Source organism: Sphingobacterium sp. UBA3549 (assembly GCF_002376635.1).
In the GTDB taxonomy this organism is placed as follows: Bacteria; Bacteroidota; Bacteroidia; order Sphingobacteriales; family Sphingobacteriaceae; genus Sphingobacterium.
Map to the genome: position 1 here is coordinate 41,073 of NZ_DFOE01000020.1, position 15,872 is coordinate 56,944.

The 15,872-nt window shown below is 39.7% G+C and carries 13 protein-coding genes and 1 tRNA gene; 7 read left to right on the forward strand and 7 right to left on the reverse strand.

From position 1 onward, the window contains the following. Nucleotides 1-2: 2 nt before the first annotated feature. Entirely contained in the window at nucleotides 3-656 is a 654-nt protein-coding gene (gene pdxH, locus B2W36_RS11165; RefSeq protein ID WP_293887791.1) for a pyridoxamine 5'-phosphate oxidase, read from the reverse strand. A 153-nt stretch (nucleotides 657-809) separates the two neighbouring features. Between pdxH and B2W36_RS11170 the strand changes: the two genes are divergently transcribed. From B2W36_RS11170 to B2W36_RS11180, 3 genes are all read left to right on the forward strand, one after another. Continuing rightward, nucleotides 810-1,373: a YqgE/AlgH family protein gene (locus B2W36_RS11170; RefSeq protein WP_209580265.1), complete on the forward strand. Its 564-nt coding sequence runs from the start codon at nucleotides 810-812 to the stop codon at nucleotides 1,371-1,373. Nucleotides 1,374-1,544: 171 nt separating this feature from the next. Further along, entirely contained in the window at nucleotides 1,545-3,437 is a 1,893-nt protein-coding gene (gene htpG, locus B2W36_RS11175) for a molecular chaperone HtpG (protein WP_293887792.1), read from the forward strand. Nucleotides 3,438-3,684: 247 nt separating this feature from the next. Then, nucleotides 3,685-3,758 (forward strand) — tRNA-His (locus B2W36_RS11180). Between the two features lie 120 nt (nucleotides 3,759-3,878). Here B2W36_RS11180 and B2W36_RS11185 read toward each other — a convergent pair. Beyond that, the gene (locus tag B2W36_RS11185; protein ID WP_293887793.1) at nucleotides 3,879-5,036 is read right to left on the reverse strand and encodes a glycoside hydrolase family 130 protein; all 1,158 of its coding nucleotides are present in this window, start codon (nucleotides 5,034-5,036) and stop codon (nucleotides 3,879-3,881) included. Nucleotides 5,037-5,510: 474 nt separating this feature from the next. Here B2W36_RS11185 and B2W36_RS11190 point away from each other — a divergent pair, with 474 nt between their 5' ends. Further along, a complete protein-coding gene (locus B2W36_RS11190; protein ID WP_293887794.1) occupies nucleotides 5,511-6,539 on the forward strand; it encodes a Gfo/Idh/MocA family oxidoreductase in 1,029 nt (342 codons plus the stop codon). A gap of 57 nt (nucleotides 6,540-6,596) precedes the next feature. Here the strand turns inward: B2W36_RS11190 and B2W36_RS11195 are convergent, their stop codons facing one another. The 5 genes from B2W36_RS11195 to B2W36_RS11215 form a co-directional block, all read right to left on the reverse strand. Beyond that, a complete protein-coding gene (locus tag B2W36_RS11195) occupies nucleotides 6,597-7,490 on the reverse strand; it encodes a cation diffusion facilitator family transporter (protein WP_209580279.1) in 894 nt (297 codons plus the stop codon). A 93-nt stretch (nucleotides 7,491-7,583) separates the two neighbouring features. Further along, nucleotides 7,584-8,159, reverse strand: a complete 576-nt coding sequence (locus B2W36_RS11200; RefSeq protein ID WP_293887795.1) for a TlpA family protein disulfide reductase — start codon at nucleotides 8,157-8,159, stop codon at nucleotides 7,584-7,586. 370 nt (nucleotides 8,160-8,529) lie between these two features. Beyond that, complete coding sequence (locus B2W36_RS11205) at nucleotides 8,530-8,751, reverse strand: heavy-metal-associated domain-containing protein (protein ID WP_293887796.1); 222 nt, start codon at nucleotides 8,749-8,751, stop codon at nucleotides 8,530-8,532. A gap of 142 nt (nucleotides 8,752-8,893) precedes the next feature. Then, nucleotides 8,894-11,311, reverse strand: a complete 2,418-nt coding sequence (locus B2W36_RS11210; protein WP_293887797.1) for a heavy metal translocating P-type ATPase — start codon at nucleotides 11,309-11,311, stop codon at nucleotides 8,894-8,896. A gap of 145 nt (nucleotides 11,312-11,456) precedes the next feature. Continuing rightward, complete coding sequence (locus B2W36_RS11215) at nucleotides 11,457-11,717, reverse strand: hypothetical protein (RefSeq protein WP_293887798.1); 261 nt, start codon at nucleotides 11,715-11,717, stop codon at nucleotides 11,457-11,459. Between the two features lie 456 nt (nucleotides 11,718-12,173). Between B2W36_RS11215 and B2W36_RS11220 the strand changes: the two genes are divergently transcribed. From B2W36_RS11220 to B2W36_RS11230, 3 genes are all read left to right on the forward strand, one after another. After that, nucleotides 12,174-12,317, forward strand: a complete 144-nt coding sequence (locus B2W36_RS11220; RefSeq protein ID WP_293887799.1) for a hypothetical protein — start codon at nucleotides 12,174-12,176, stop codon at nucleotides 12,315-12,317. Between the two features lie 88 nt (nucleotides 12,318-12,405). Next, nucleotides 12,406-12,774 carry a hypothetical protein gene (locus B2W36_RS11225; protein ID WP_293887800.1) on the forward strand — a complete coding sequence of 123 codons (369 nt, stop codon included), beginning with the start codon at nucleotides 12,406-12,408 and terminating at the stop codon, nucleotides 12,772-12,774. A gap of 12 nt (nucleotides 12,775-12,786) precedes the next feature. Then, nucleotides 12,787-15,870 (forward strand): lantibiotic dehydratase, encoded by a 3,084-nt coding sequence (locus B2W36_RS11230; protein ID WP_293887801.1) that lies wholly within the window; start codon nucleotides 12,787-12,789, stop codon nucleotides 15,868-15,870. Nucleotides 15,871-15,872 lie beyond the last annotated feature (2 nt).

The window sequence follows — 15,872 nt, forward strand, 5'->3', positions numbered from 1 at the left end:
ATTTATGGAGCTATGCGTGTAATCTTCCAGGAATCAGACACTTTTTTATAAACGATACGATCATGCAGCCGGCTTGCACGTCCCTGCCAGAACTCGAAATAAATCGGTTTCAGCAGATAGCCGCCCCAATGTGATGGTCTAGGTACAGCTTCGCTTCCATTATATTGGTGTTCGAGTTCTTCCACCCTGTTTTCCAAAAAACTGCGGTTTGGAATCTCGTGGCTCTGCGGGGAAGCCAGTGCACCGATACGGCTCGCTTTGGGTCGTGATTGAAAATATTCATCCGAATAGGCCTCACTTACAAAATCAATAACACCTTCGATCCGGACCTGCCGCTGTAATTCAGGCCAGAAAAACAATAATGCAGCATGCGGATTAGCTTTCATGTCTTCCCCTTTACGACTCTCATAATTTGTAAAAAAGACTAAACCTTCTGCTACAATATCCTTCAATAGAACAACTCGAGAGGACGGCAAATGATGGGAAGAGACGGTTGAAAGCACCATAGCATTGGGTTCGGTCACCTCGCTGTGAATAGCCGCATCAAACCATTTTTTAAACTGGTGGACTGGATCACGATCCACATCCGATTCAGATAGGCTACCTAATACGTAATCCTGTCTGATTGCTGCAATATCTTTATGTTGAATGGACATAGAAACCTATATTTATGTCCTACAAACTTACTAAAATCATTGCTTTTTCTCTATAAAGTTAGTAGAAATTGACAAAATCCCAATTTTGGCACAAATCTCGCATAGTTCTAATTAAAAAAGATTAGATCAACAACTCATTAAAATACGCGCTATATGTTTACCGAACTTGACCCACAAAAAGGAAGTCTGTTAATTTCCGAACCGTTTATGTTAGACCCTAGATTCCTCAGATCCGTGATATTGCTATGTGAATACAATACGGAGGGATCTCTCGGCTTTGTTTTAAATAATCAAACCAATGTCCGCATAGGCCAATTATTGGAATCTATACCGGATTGCAATTTTCCCATCTACGTGGGTGGCCCCGTGGCTCAGGAAAGCCTCTTTTTTGTACATAACCGGTTTGATTTATTGCTGAGTGGCGAAGAAGTTGCTCCTGGAATCTATTTCGGAGGCGATGAAGAGAAGCTTATCGAAGCCATCCAAACGGATAGCATAAAAGCTGACGAATTAAAATTCTTTATCGGCTATTCCGGATGGTCTGCAGGTCAACTGGACGGGGAAATCAAAGAGAATAGCTGGGCTGTACAGAATAAATACCACCATCAGCTCATTTTTGAAGGGAATGGTGAATTGCTATGGAAGGATGCCATTATTGGACTTGGCCCTAAATATGCACATGTTGCCAACTTTCCACAGAGCCCTAGCCTGAATTAGGCTAAGGGGCTTTCGCTTGCTGACAGTTCCCTTTAAGATCCGATAGAAGCGACCCATAGATGTATGACAAAATGGGAAGTTTCCTGCCATCATGTCCTACTAAAACCGATTTGGAACACAGATTGTACGTTTTTAACAAATCATAAAATTAAAAATAGCGACATACAAATTATGAATCCAGAAAAAGGTAGTATTTCAATTCACACGGAGAACATATTTCCCGTAATCAAAAAGTTCTTATATTCCGATAATGAAATTTTCTTGCGTGAACTGGTATCTAATGCCGTTGATGCTTCTCAAAAAATCAAACGCCTGGCTTCTTTAGGTCAATATCAAGGTGAAACAGGCGAATTGATTGTAGATGTAAAATTTGATGAAGCTGCCAAAACCATCACTATTTCCGACAATGGTATTGGTATGACAGCAGAGGAGATAAAAAAATACATCAACCAGATCGCTTTCTCAGGGGCCACAGAGTTCATGGAAAAATTCAAAGAAGCAAATGATGCAAATGAAATCATTGGCCGTTTTGGTTTAGGCTTCTATTCCGCATTTATGGTCGCCGATACGGTGGAAATCCAATCCTTATCTTATCAGGATGGCGCAGAACCGGCTCACTGGACTTGCGACGGTAGTACATCTTACGAAATTTCTACAGGAACAAGAACCACACGTGGTACTGATGTCATTTTACATATTAACGAAGAATCAACTGAATTTTTAAGCCAGGCACGTTTACAGGATATTTTAGATAAATATGCTAAATTCCTTCCTGTACCCATTCGTTTTGGGACCAAGACCAAATCTGAACCGGATGGTGAAGACGAAGAAGGAAAACCAAAATACAAATCTGTAGAGGTAGACAACATCATCAATAATACTAATCCTGCCTGGACAAAGTCACCGTCTGAATTAAAAGATGAAGATTATCTGGCATTCTACCGCGAGCTGTATCCGTATTCAATGGATGAACCATTGTTTTGGATCCACCTCAACGTCGATTACCCATTCAACCTGACCGGTATCCTTTACTTTCCTAAAGTTAAAAATGAACTGGAGATCCAGCGCAATAAAATTAAGCTTTACTCTAGACAAGTGTTCATTACCGACGAAGTGAAAGATATTGTTCCAGAATTCTTGATGTTACTTCACGGGGTGATCGATTCTCCAGACATCCCATTGAACGTATCCCGTTCATTTTTGCAGGCTGATAGCAACGTCAAGAAAATCAATAGTTATATCACCAAAAAGGTGGCTGACAAATTGAACGAAATATTTAAGACTGACCGCAAGGGCTTTGAAGAGAAATGGACGGATATCGGCTTATTTATCAAATATGGTATGCTAAGCGATGAGAAATTTGCGGAAAAAGCAAATGACTTCTGTTTAGTAAAAAACACGAACAACGAAAGTTTCACCATCAAAGAATATTACGAAAAAGTCAAAGACATTCAAGTAGATAAAGATGGAAATATTGTCTACTTATATACACATGATGCTGCCCAACAAGATGGCTTTATCCAAACTGCTTTAAATAAAGGCTATGATGTCTTGACGCTTGATGGCCCACTGGATACGCACTTCGCTGCTTATTTGGAGCAAAAGGGCGGTGAAAAGGTTCAATTGAAACGTGTGGATGCTGACGTTATCGATAAATTGATTCAGAAAGACGAAAAAGTCGAGCTGGCTCTTTCGGAAGAAGAATCCAAAAAAGCGCTGGAGGTTTTCGAAAAAGCAATTTCACGCCAAGATATGAAAGTTGAAGTTGACGCGTTAAATGAAGGTGATCTGCCAGTATCTGTAACGCTTGATGAATTTATGCGCCGAATGAAAGATATGGCCAAGACAGGTGGTGGTGGTATGAATTTCTATGGTTCATTGCCCGACAATTATAAGGTAACCGTCAACGGTAACCACCCACTGATCAAAAGAATTTTATCAGCATCCGACGAAGAGGGCTCAAAACTGGCAAAACAAGCTTTTGATTTAGCACTCTTATCCAGAGGTTTATTGTCCGGAGCCGATCTAACATCATTTGTGAAGAGAAGTGTAGAAATGATTTAATATAAGTTCCCTTACAAAAAAGGCGGTTTCTATAATAGAAACCGCCTTTTTTGTAAAAAACGAAAAGCAAACGGGAACTTCTGGATTAATAAAGTAAACATTCCTGCCAATATGGACGCGTTTCGATGTTTTTTATTAAAATTTAATAAACTAATCTTCACCTAGTTGGCTTTAAACGCTGTTTTTTTTCAGTCAAATATTTGGAGGGAATAGGGTTTAATCGTACTTTTGTATCATCAAAATCACGGTAGGTATAGCTCAGTTGGTTAGAGCACTAGATTGTGGTTCTAGGGGTCGTCGGTTCGAGCCCGATTACTTACCCAAAAAGGCAGATCAAATGATCTGCCTTTTTTAATTTCGTAGGTTCCCAGCCAACTAAATAAATTCTCTTTGACCAGCTACCCATAATCTAAACAAATTTCAAGTACAACTCCTTCCCTTTTACAATCCAGGTACAGGATCCATTAGCGCTGGATAGCGCGGATTATAGATAGCTACAGCAACTCTAGAGTCTGCACAGCCATAATATAAAAACCATTTTTGTTTAAAAAACACCAATCCTTCGATAAAAACCGTTCCGTCTATATATTGCCCGCTTTTCTCGAAAGATTCCATGGGGCGCAAAAAAGGAACATCCATTCGCGCCAATACGCGCGTAGGATCTCGCGGATCAAATAGAACCTGCCCCGCTGAATAGGTGTTTTTAGCAAAACGCATATCTCCTTTCGCAGCATGATTCTTACCATTGTATAACAACAAAATTCCTTTATCCGTAAGCACTGCCGGAGGACCGCACTCAGTCAATGCGCTATCGAAATAACCATGCCTTGGAGAGATGAAGGGTTTCATTGCTCCTCTATTGTCTAGTACGGGTTCCCAGTCAATCAAATTATCGGATGTGGCACCATAAACACCGTACTCACCCCAGTACAACCAATATTTTCCGTTGATTTTAGCAACGACCTGCTTATTGCCTTTCAATACGGTCACAATTGAGGCTGATTTATGCGGCTCATTGATTAAATTGGGCTTATTTTTCGATTTTTTAAAAATAGGTCCATATTTAACCCAGTGTTTCAGATCAGAAGAGATGGCTAAACCTAAGCGCGGCACCTTTCGGTTCCATTGGGTGTAAAACATGACAAAGCGCCCATCCTCTGTTTGCGCTATCCGAGGATCCTCAGTCCCACCAGGCCATTCATTATCCTGTTGGTCGTCGGGAGCAGGATAGAATACCGGTGTTTTGAGTCGTTCGAAATGAATACCATCTGCACTGGCTGCTAGTCCCAGCCTGGAGGTACGGTGGCCAATCGCTTTTCCCGTCCGGTCCTCTGCACGATAAATGACATACACACTATCTCCCTTAACAACCGCTGCAGGATTAAAGGTATCGTTATTCTCCCATCGAATTTCCTTTTTCAGAATTGGATCATAAAATACCGAACCCGTATCTGGCTCAATAATTGGATTGACGCCTTCGGGCCGCTCAAAGCCCCCAAATACCCAATTTCCTTTTTTAAACTGTGCATTACGCTGTACGTTACAGCCGCTTAAAACGACGAACAGAATAGCGCCTGCAATTTTTACGATATTATTCATATTTTCATTGACTTTAATTACTTTAATATTGCTTTTAACAATAGCCTGTAAAAGCGGACATTATAATTGGTTACAATAGAAGATGAGCGAAATTATTGCTGATCAACGTTCAATACGCCCATCCATTATACGCTAAAAAAATAAGCCAATTTCAGGGCAAATAACTCATTCCATTTGCAATAGGCTGTTAACCTTCAAATAAATAGAAAACCGAATATTGCAATACACAGTATAAAATTATATATTTATAGCATGATCTCAAAACAGGAACATTACTATTCATTACAAGTATAGTAGAACATCCGCTTTTCCTCGGCGCTCTCCGGTTTATCTACTGACGACAAAAGAATTGCGTAATCGGCTATCTAAAATACGTTAGAAATAGAAAATCGATATGGGCGAAATAATAAAAAAGCACTTGAGCTGTCCATGCATAAAATAATAACTGGCGAAATCTGCCGTATTTTAAACACAATGAAATATACTCAAATTAACACAGGAATACTTAGTTTCGGCATGTCTGGGCGTGTCTTTCACGCACCATTTATATCTACCAATCCACATTTCAATCTCAGTGCCGTTGTGGAACGCTCGAAAAAGGCCGCGCATGAATTCTATCCCGGAATAATAAGTTACGATACTATAGCTGACTTACTAGCTGACGATACTATAGAACTGGTTATTGTGAATACACCAAACTATACACATTTTCAATATGCCAAAGAAGCCCTAGAAGCAGGGAAACATGTTTTGATAGAAAAGCCCGCTGTCGATGACTCCGCACAATTCGATGCGCTGCTTGCCATTAGTAAACAACAAGGAAAACAATTATTTTTCTATCAAAATAGACGCTATGATAGTCATTTTTTAGATCTTAAGAAAGTAATAGAAAGTGGAGCATTAGGAAAGCTGATTGAAGTGCATTTCAGATTTGATCGCTATAAAATGGAATTGGGACAAAAATACTTCAAGGAAGATACGCAGTATATTTCCAATGGTATTACCTATGACCTCGGTCCTCACCTTCTCGATCAGGCAATCTCCCTTTTTGGAAAGCCGATTAAATTCAGCAAGACGACGTCTATTAACAGACCAGATTCAAAAGTTGCAGACTACTTTCACTATCATCTCTACTATCCAGCTGAACTGAACGTCTACTTAACGGGCAGTCTGCTGGTCGCTTCTCCAGAACCAGCCTTTGTCCTACATGGTACAAAAGGAAGTTTTGTCAAAAACATGACGGATGTGCAAGAACAGCAATTGCTGGATGGTATGCTACCTGACGATCCATCTTATGGCCTTGAGCCAGCAGGACTCGAAGGGAAACTCGTGACCATAGATGCCGCTAATCAAAAACATGAATCTTTCGTAACCCCACATAAAGGAGATTATAATCAGCTATTTGAAGCTATTTATGAAAGCTTAAGAAATCATGTCAATTACCCTATTCAAGCTGATCAGATTAAATGGCAGATCGAGTTGCTTGAAGCAGAAAACACCTAAGTTTATAAAAAATCAAATGGCGGCACCGTTCGAGAAAAGAGATATGTGCTGCCATTTTTAATTTCCTTCCCAGCGGCATTCGTTCGGTTCGATATGTATCATCACATGACCAAGGTCAGGAATATGTGCTTTCAGATGGTCCTTAAGTTGATGCGCCAGCTCATGCCCTGCTCGTACTGTAATTTCACTATCGACAATAGCATGGAGATCGACATGATATTTCGCTCCGGATTTACGAACAAAACATTTTTCTGTCGCTTTTATCCCCTCAACTTTTAATGCCTCTTTCCGGATATCATCAATGACTTCATCGTAGACATTTTCATCCATGATCTCGCCAAGCGCTGGTCTGAAAATATGATAACAGTTATAGAGTATAAATCCAGCAGCAAATAATGCCGCATAGTCATCCGCATTTTCGTATCCTTTTCCGAGCAACAATGCAATAGATATCCCAATGAAAGCTGCAACTGATGTTATCGCATCGCTTCGATGGTGCCAAGCGTCCGCACGAAGTGAAGAGCTATTCGTTTCTTTACTTTTCTTCATAACGATTCTATAGGAAACCTCCTTCCAAACAATAATTCCCCCCAGCACAAGTAGCGTCCAGGGTTTGGGTAGATCATGTGGCGTTCCTATATTCTCAATACTTTCATAAGCGATTATGGTTGCGGAAACAATGAGAAAGCCAACGACAATAAATGTAATAAGGGGTTCTACCCGACCATGACCATAAGGGTGATTGTCATCGGCAGGTCGCTGCGCATATTTTAAACCAAGAAGCACTAAAAATGAAGAGAAAATGTCCGCTGTTGACTCAATGGCATCCGCAATCAGCGCATAGGAGTTTCCGAAGAAACCTGCTAGCCATTTTAACAAGGCCAGTAATGCATTACCCACAATACTAAAATAAGTCGTTCTGACTGCAGTCTGCTCTTGAAGTTCGGACATCGCTATAAATTAACTTGACAACGCGAAAATACTGTTTTTCTTTTCAAATTCTATTCTCCATCTATAGAAAATAGCGATTGCAACAGTTGATCGTTAGCTGCCACTTGCGATATCCTGCAATGCTTTTTTTATCTCAGGAGTTCCATAGTCACGGCTTCCCTCCAGGCGTTCTACGATCTTTCCAGCTTTATCCAGGATGACTGTTGTCGGTATGGACTGTCCTAAGAATTCTGCAGGAATATCCCCCGCTGCTATATAAAGAGGTAGGTCATACTTATTTTCTGCCATAAATGCGGAAGACTTCTCCATGTCGCCATCAACATCTACCATGAGAAAAACGATATCCTTATGATCTTTAAGCGATTGCCTAAGCTGGTCAATCGAAGGAAGTTCATGGATACATGGAGGACACCAGGTCGCCCAGAAATTGATAAACACGACCTTACCTTTTAAAGCACTTAATGGAAGAACCTTACCCTCTTTATCCTTAAAAGATAACTCCTGGGTTGTAGGTGCACTAACTTCAGCAGGTTCCTCCACCTTTTCGGTCTTGACCTCATTTTTAGTACCTGGATTTCCACAGCCAAAAAATAAACCGGTCGATAACGCGACAAGTCCAAAAAAAATAGATCTGCTATTAAACCTTATACTCATTGTCTTTTGTTTCATTAAAATTATTTCATTTACAAATAAATCCTCCCTCGCTAAGCGTTTTTTTGAAGTAAAGCCAAAAGCCTAGATCAAAAATTCGTATATCTTCTCAACCTTATAGTCTTGGGGGCCAATTTTTCAAAGCATGAGCTAATTTAATCTTAATTATTCGGGGCCGCAAATGTCACATATCCTTACACAATCTAAGTCGCTGACTATAAACAAAATAAGCGACAATAAAAATAAAATTAAAAAATTGCAAGCGCTTTTCAGGGAATTAAAAGTGAATAAACCAGCACCTTTCATACCTCAAAAAAACACCCTAAAAGTTTTGTCTAACTTTTAAGGTGAGGTTTAATAACAGCGCTTCTATAGATTTATTGAAGAACTATGCAGAGTATGCCGTGGCATTAAAGCCCTTCTTTTTGATAATTTCAAGGATTTCTTCCTCTGAAACACCATCAGATTTTACTGTCAAGATCTTGTCTGCATTCGCAGTGTCAACACTCCATTCACAGATGCCCTCCATACTATCCAGATCAGCGCTTACTTTGGACACACAGCCCCCACAGTTAAGGTCTGTTTTAAATTGAAGTTCTTTGCTTTCCATGTTATTTAATTTTAATGTTATCAATCTATTTATTTTTCTACGGGAATACCCGTATAATTCATTTGGCTGCACTTGCAGTTTTCCTATCTTGGTCTACCATATTTACACTTTATGGCAAGCTTCCAATCCATGCTTAATGACCTTATTTTTTCCAGCGAAGCCGCAAGCTATTGCTGACAACACTAACACTACTCAGTGCCATTGCTGCTCCGGCTATCATAGGGTTTAGCAAGAAACCGTTGAATGGATACATAATACCTGCAGCGAGCGGAATCCCAATCAAATTGTAAATGAACGCCCAAAACAAGTTTTGCTTAATCGTTGCGACTGTTTGTTTCGAAAGTCGGATTGCCTGTGGTATTTTCGTTAAATCAGAAGAAATAATGGTCATTTTTGCCACGTCCATTGCGATATCGCTTCCTTTTCCCATGGCAATACTGACATCTGCTGTCGCTAAAGCTGTACTGTCATTAATACCGTCTCCAACCATAGCTACAACCCGACCTCTTTCCTGTAGTTCTTTAATAAAATCAGCTTTTTGCTCAGGCAATACTTCCGCTTTATAATGTTGAATACCTGTTTCAGCAGCAATTGCCCTGGCTGTGGCCTGGTTGTCACCAGTCAGCATATATAGCTCAATTCCCATTGCCTGCATCTCCTTGATGGCACGTACAGAAGTTTCCTTAATCTGGTCTGCAATGGCAATGACAGCTAATGCAGTCTGACTATTGGCAAACCAGATCACTGTTTTAGATTGATTTTCCCATTGCGTGGCATGGTCCATCAATTCCGTCGGAATGGTGATCCGATTATCATCTAACAGCCTTCGATTCCCAACATAATAGGTTTCATTGCCGTCACTAGCCTTTACACCTTTCCCTGTGATACTTTCGATAAAAGATATTGGAGTAACTATCACATCCTTAAAATACCCTACAACAGCTTCTGCCAAAGGATGTTCCGATTGTTTCTCCAAGCTTAACAAGATGCCTTTTAATTTATCCGTATTATCCTTCCAATACACGTCAGTTACCATAGGCTTTCCCGCCGTAATGGTTCCGGTTTTATCCAACACAATGGCATTTACCTTTTTGGCTAGCTCTAGACTTTCCGCATCCTTAATTAAAATACCCTGCTCCGCTCCCTTGCCAACACCGACCATGATGGCCGTAGGTGTTGCTAAGCCCAATGCACAGGGGCAGGCTATCACTAAAACCGTTACTGCAGCCAATAATCCCTGCACCAGATGATTTTCCCCACCCAATGTAAACCACAGTAGAAAAGTTAAAATAGCAATACCAATGACAACAGGAACTAATATAGCAGCAATTCGATCAACCAGCTTTTGCATGGGTGCTTTACTCCCCTGCGCGTCCTGTACCATTTTAATAATATTTGCCAACATGGTTTCTTTACCAACTTTTGTGGCTATGAACTGAAAGCTGCCTTTCTGATTGATGGTCCCTGCGAACACGTGTTCATTTTCCATTTTTAAAACAGGAACTGGCTCCCCACTTAACATACTTTCATCGACATAAGAATTTCCACCGATAACAATACCATCGACTGCGATTTTCTCTCCTGGTTTTACCAAAATGATGTTACCTGCATTCACATTTGCTATCGGTACCTGAAGTTGTGTACCGTCAGACTGAACGACCATAACCGTCTTAGGCTGTAGTCCCATTAGCTTTTTAATGGACGATGAGGTGTTGCCTTTCGCCTTTTCTTCCAGTAGTTTGCCCAATAAAATAAAAGCAATAACAACTGAAGCTGCCTCAAAATATACATGTGCATGCAAACCGCGTTGATGCCAAAATTCAGCAAAAAGCATGTTAAATACACTAAAAATATAGGCTATTCCTGTGCTTAATGCAACGAGTGTATCCATGTTGGCCGAGTGGTGTTTTGCCTGTTTCCACGCATTGACAAAAAAGCCCTTCCCAAACCAAAGAACCACAGGGGTCGAAAATAACCACATCATGGGATTAGCATAAGGCATATCCATAAAAAACATACCAATGATCACTACGGGAAGTGACAGCAATACTGCCCACCGTGTTTTGATCTTAAGCTTACGGAATTTCTCGGCGTGAATAGCCTCCAAAGTTTCCTGCTGTGTGGATTCCTCTTCGATTAACAGATCATAACCACCAGCTTGGACCGCCTTTTGGATTTTTAAAGGATCTGTCACACCCGGAACATATTCAACAGTAAGATTTCCTGTCGCAAAATTTACAGCTGCATTAACAACACCCTGTTCGTATTTTGCCATACTCTCGGCACTAACGGCACATGAGGCGCAAGTCATCCCAAGAACTGGAAATGTTTTCGTCAATGTGGAAACACCATAACCAAGATTTCTGATTGTATTTACGCTGCTAACAACGGCTTCACGATCTTCTGGTACGATAGCAACTCTTTGATTGTTCAATTCTACCCGATAGCTCGCCAAACCTTTAACCTGAGCTAGGCCTTTTTCGATAATTGAAGCACAATGTTCGCTTTCAACATCCTCTATAGGTATATAAATCGTATCTTTATAAATAGCTGTAGCCATAACTGATGTTTAATTTGTACTACAAATTTGGCCATAAATAAGATGGAAATCATTACAAAATTACTGTTTTCATTTGTAAGATTTACGCGATAATAGAATACGAAAGGTTAAACTTAATGGAATAAATTATAAGGAGAGCTCTGCTTTAACTTTCAACTTTTTCCACAAAACCATAGATAATATAATCACCACGTTCTTCGAGTTTAATCGTTTCCATTTCACTCCAGCCCGATGCATTGGTATCTTCATCGGTAAAATTCTGAATTTTGTCAAATGCGACACCGATCTTTGTTTTCCCATCTGCATAGATCTGATATTTCGCAGAAGTCTGCCAGCTTACTTTTTTTCTAAATAACCGTAAACCTTCTCTTTTCAAAAAACCGTGCATTTCATTCGATAAATTCATATTCTCATTTGTTTTACCCGCCCACACTACTCCCCTATTTATTTGGCAGATGCTATTTTTGGTTTAAGGACTTACCTAAAGCCTTTTCTTTACATTATCTATCTGAGCTACATGACTTTACTAGCTAAAGAAATAGTTTTTCAACGCTGAAATAGATAGCCCTAAGATAGCGAACCCGATGAAAACCAACAATTAAACTACTGCTATTTTATCGTACTCAAATCTTATTTCGTCGAATTTTCTAGCGGCACAGGATGGCACTTCTCTCCATACTCATTATGATCCGCCAGACTATTCAAACAAAGTCTACTGAATCAAAAACAGAAATAGCAACACACGCTATTTTTTTATCGAATAGAACTACTAGTTCGTCGGCTTCATTTTCCATTCCGTCGATATTTTTCGTTGTTATTTTCCGTATAAAGCACATTTGTTTACAATTTAAACGTATTACCTATGGAAAACATTGAAAATTTTTTAGCGGAAGATTTTGTACTGGATGTACAAACTGTCTGCGTGGTCGAACCGATCTCATTTTATGATTTTGATGATATGGAACTGATAACAATTAGGACAGTTACATCTTCAAAAGTGATATAAAAGAGGATAAAGCTGTAAAGGCGTTCTGGTAGGCGCCTTTATAGCAATTGTCTTCGCGACCCCCATACATAAAAAACAAACCAAATACATGACTTCACCCAAACTAAAATGTTTTCTCATAGAGGATGAACCACTGGCAACAAAAAAAATGGTGGAATACATCCATATGTTTCCAGATCTTCAATTGATAAGAATGGTCGAAGACATTGAAAATCTAGCATTATTTAGGCAAGATCTAAAATCTGCGGACATCCTATTCTTAGATCTCATTGTTAGCGGCGGCAATATCAATACGCTTGCCGAATTGATCGTCGATATCCCTATCCTAATTATTACCTCAGCTTTGTCACGTTGGCAATATCCCGAATTTATCAAAAATAGGAAGCATTTTGCACTGCAAAAACCAATTTCGCCCGAAATGTTTCAGTCCTGTATAAAACAGGTCATGAAATACTAGTCCCACCTACCCATGTCATTATTCCAGTTATCCGATTATTTTCTTCTGCGCACACCATTACTTCCCGCTACAGTTGCCGTTGATCTGTTAACGATAAAAGAGGCAGATGTTATGGAAGAGAAACTTCGTCATCTGTTTCAAGGTGAGCAATTAAAAGAAGCGCTATTTCTAGCAAGCCCGACCTTCTCTGTAGAAATCGAAAAATGGCTTGAATACAAGAAAGCGAGCAGTCTAAAAATGATTACTTCGCTACTGAAATATGCGATTCGCATGAGCAGCAGGAGTACGCCTTTCGGCCTATTCGCAGGTGTATCTTTGGGGAATGTTATAGCTTCCGAAAAAAAGGTGTCATTAATCAGGGGTAATACACATAAAACTGTACTAAAACTGGATGCCTCCGTTCTAACAGGAGTTATTGGACGGCTATCAAATGATCAAAGAATTTACAGTCAGCTCTATTATCGTATCAATTCGACCTTATACTTAGAAGGTAAATATTACAAATATTATCAAAAAGTAACAAACGGGAAGAAAGGACAGAATATACTGAAACGCATAAGGCTTACCCCGGTTTTGCATCGTGTCGTCGAATATTTCGAAAGCAATGAGCGAGCTGCCCACTATCAATCATTGACTGATCTGCTGCAGCGTTTTGGGGCGTCAACAGCGCATGCTACCCTATTTGTCAATAACCTCATCAGTCTCGGGATTATATCCTCCGAATTACAGCCCAATGTAATTGGTCGAGGTTATCTTGACAGTTTGATAAAGACACTGGAAAGAGTGGATAAGAAGGGAAATTATTTAAAGCGTTTTTTAATGATAAAAACATGGCTTCATAGCACGCTACCTGTCATGGAGATTCAAAAGGCCATCGTTAAATTATTGCAACCTTTGGCTACAGACCTCGATATGACCAATTTGTTACAAGGGGACCTTCTTATCACTATGGAAGAAAATAATCTATCAGATGCCGCATTAAAACACCTAAGAGATCAATTTCAAGATTTGCTACCCCTTTGCCGCCAGGCAAAGTTGACAGATTTCGACCGTTTTAAAGCTGCATTCTCGGATAAATATGAAGATAGAATGATCCCACTGACTACAGCTCTTGATCCCGATACCGGCATTGGTTATGGTCGTCAAGAAGGTGCCTACAATATAACCGATGAAATACTTGGGGAAGTTAAAAATATCGCTCCAACAGACGAAAAAAAATATGGCGACCACCATTATCAAGACTTGGTCATTGAAAAATTTGTAGAAAGTGTAAAAAGTCATTTCACTGAAATTCAGCTTACCAGCAAAGATTTAAATCATATTGCTAAACAGCGTAAACAGACTACCAACGCTATTCCTTCTTCATTCTATGCTATCGGCAACCTCCTTAAAAGTTCAAGTGAGGATAATTTATGCTTCAATCTGGGTACTATTGGTGGTTCGTCATCCGGAAACTTAATTTCCAGATTCGCACATCTGGATGAAAAATTGAATAACAAATTAAAGGAATCTGCCAACAGAGAGCAACAGCAATTTCCCGATGCAATACTCGCCGAGATTTGCCACTACCCAGATAACAATGCCGGAAATATCATTTATCGACCAGCGCTACGAAGAGCATCTATCTGTCTGACCCCCACTATTGACACAGAACAAGAACAAATTGATGTTAGTGACTTACACCTGTTTCTCAAAGACAATCGCTTAGTCTTGTGGTCCAAAAAATTCAATAAAGTCATTATCCCCCGTTTGACGACGGCCCACAATTTTGAGCAGGGAATGAATATCTATAAATTTCTTGCAGATTTTCAGTTCCAAAATAATAGACTGGATCTTTCCTGGAATTGGGGAATTATGAAAGAACAGCCGAGACTCCCCAGAATAACCTACAAAAATATTATCTTGTCTAGAGCACAGTGGCGAATTCAAAAACTCGCAAAATACCCAAGTGCCCCCCATGCTTTTGTCAAAAATATGCAGGCAGAGCTCAAAATTCCTACAATGGTCGTCATCAGCAGCGGCGATAATGAACTGTTGATAAATTTAGATAATCCTTTGTGCGCAAAAATACTATTGGATCATGTGTGTAAAAGAGATACTCTATTAACCGAAGATATCTTGCAAGACTATTCATCAGTAGTCTACGATAAAGATGGAAGTGTTTTTGCCAACGAGATCATTATTCCAATAGAAGCAGCGCATGATGCTCGTGCAAATGAGTCAGCCCCTCAAGAAAATAACCTGAAAAGGTGCTTTCCCTTGGGCAGTGAATGGCTTTACGCCAAAATCTACTGCGGTTTACATTTTGCAGACACCCTGTTAAAGGAAATTTTCCCCTTAATCATAACGACTATTCATCAGCAAAAAGCTATAAAAAAATGGTTTTTCATACGTTATAACGATCCAGTACCCCACATTAGATTTAGGGTAGAGCTTTCAGACCCAAGCCATTGTTCTTTCGTTGTATCCACTATAAATCACCTATTGGAACAATTTGTGCAAGAGGGTCTGATTTCATCAATATCCTTTGATACTTACAAACGCGAGATTGAACGATATACCCCATTATGTATCGAACTTAGCGAGGAGTTATTCTTCCGGCAGAGCGAAATCATATTAATGACAATTCAGCAAAGTAGTTCAATAAACGATCGCTGGCTTTTGGCTTTTCAAAATATGGAATCGCTATTCGAAGCCGCAAAATTTACGATGATCGAAAAAAAAGATTTTTGCATACGTATGAATACCCTTTATCAGCAAGAATTTGACAATAATAAAAATCTCTGGGTTCATCTCAACAATAAGTTCAAAGAGAAAAAAGACTGGTTCGCTAAACCATTAGACAAACTGGGAGAAACCAACGAGAGACTAAGTGCAGTCCAATACAGCATATTCTCCACCTTACGGAAACATACAGATCAAGAAGAGTTTCGGTCAACCCGGGCCTCGTTATTGTCAAGCTATATCCACATGTTTATTAATCGATTGTTTATGTCGGATCAACGTTTGCATGAACTTGCGGTCTATCATTTTATGGTTTGCTATTATAAAATGCAGATCGGGAAACAGAAAGAGTTTATGAACCCGATAAATTAAAC

Bases quoted from the DNA above. Each gene is read 5' to 3' on its own strand.
- B2W36_RS11170 (WP_209580265.1), top strand. From the start codon at position 810: ATGTTTACCGAACTTGACCCACAAAAAGGAAGTCTGTTAATTTCCGAA.
- B2W36_RS11205 (WP_293887796.1), bottom strand. From the start codon at position 8,751: ATGGAAAGCAAAGAACTTCAATTTAAAACAGACCTTAACTGTGGGGGC.
- B2W36_RS11225 (WP_293887800.1), top strand. From the start codon at position 12,406: ATGACTTCACCCAAACTAAAATGTTTTCTCATAGAGGATGAACCACTG.
- htpG (WP_293887792.1), top strand. From the start codon at position 1,545: ATGAATCCAGAAAAAGGTAGTATTTCAATTCACACGGAGAACATATTT.
- B2W36_RS11190 (WP_293887794.1), top strand. From the start codon at position 5,511: ATGAAATATACTCAAATTAACACAGGAATACTTAGTTTCGGCATGTCT.
- pdxH (WP_293887791.1), bottom strand. From the start codon at position 656: ATGTCCATTCAACATAAAGATATTGCAGCAATCAGACAGGATTACGTA.
- B2W36_RS11200 (WP_293887795.1), bottom strand. From the start codon at position 8,159: ATGAAACAAAAGACAATGAGTATAAGGTTTAATAGCAGATCTATTTTT.
- B2W36_RS11215 (WP_293887798.1), bottom strand. From the start codon at position 11,717: ATGAATTTATCGAATGAAATGCACGGTTTTTTGAAAAGAGAAGGTTTA.
- B2W36_RS11185 (WP_293887793.1), bottom strand. From the start codon at position 5,036: ATGAATAATATCGTAAAAATTGCAGGCGCTATTCTGTTCGTCGTTTTA.
- B2W36_RS11220 (WP_293887799.1), top strand. From the start codon at position 12,174: ATGGAAAACATTGAAAATTTTTTAGCGGAAGATTTTGTACTGGATGTA.
- B2W36_RS11230 (WP_293887801.1), top strand. From the start codon at position 12,787: ATGTCATTATTCCAGTTATCCGATTATTTTCTTCTGCGCACACCATTA.
- B2W36_RS11195 (WP_209580279.1), bottom strand. From the start codon at position 7,490: ATGTCCGAACTTCAAGAGCAGACTGCAGTCAGAACGACTTATTTTAGT.
- B2W36_RS11210 (WP_293887797.1), bottom strand. From the start codon at position 11,311: ATGGCTACAGCTATTTATAAAGATACGATTTATATACCTATAGAGGAT.